The sequence below is a fragment of the Pseudotabrizicola alkalilacus genome (genome assembly GCF_003443995.1).
GTDB classification, from domain to species: Bacteria; Pseudomonadota; Alphaproteobacteria; order Rhodobacterales; family Rhodobacteraceae; genus Pseudotabrizicola; species Pseudotabrizicola alkalilacus.
The window spans coordinates 1-518 of record NZ_QWEY01000103.1; the positions used below are offsets into that span (position 1 = coordinate 1).

General features: G+C 59.7%; 1 protein-coding gene. It reads right to left on the reverse strand.

Features of this window, described 5'->3' with window-relative positions:
- Positions 1-213 (reverse strand): hypothetical protein (locus D1012_RS22565; protein WP_199489621.1); only part of this gene is annotated, 213 nt, incomplete at its 3' end.
- Positions 214-518: the final 305 nt, after the last annotated feature.

A 518-nucleotide genomic window follows, 5' to 3' on the forward strand; every position in this document is an offset into this window, starting at 1 on the left:
GACGAGGGTGTTTTGCTGGCCGGCCGCGGCGAGTCCCGGAACGATGACGTTGCCGTTCGCATCGACCTTGAAGCGCACGGCATTGCCGCTGCTGTCCTTGACCACGAAACCGCCGCCGGGCGGCGGAGTCACGCTGACATCCTGAGCATAGACAGTGACGGAAAGCGCGCAGGCAACCGCCAGCGCAAGCCTAGAACAAGGCAAAGCAGACATGAGTATCCCCTAATGAAAGATTAAGCCGCACGGGCGCCCGCAAGCGAAACTCCTGCGAAAAACGTCGATCCCGATGCACGGCGTACGCAACTACGAACCGTGCCACGACGGTGAACCGCGCTCCCCGCAAAGCGCATTCACATAGGCAACGTTTATGCTACGTAGCGGGCGCGCAAAATTTGTTGACCGAAATCACATTACGCTGCGACCTTTGCAAGCGCGATCGGCCCATGCCGGTCTCTCCTGTTCCCGGTTTCGAACTCTGAGACAATCCCCGGATGAAATTTCTGCGCCTCGGCCTCCTC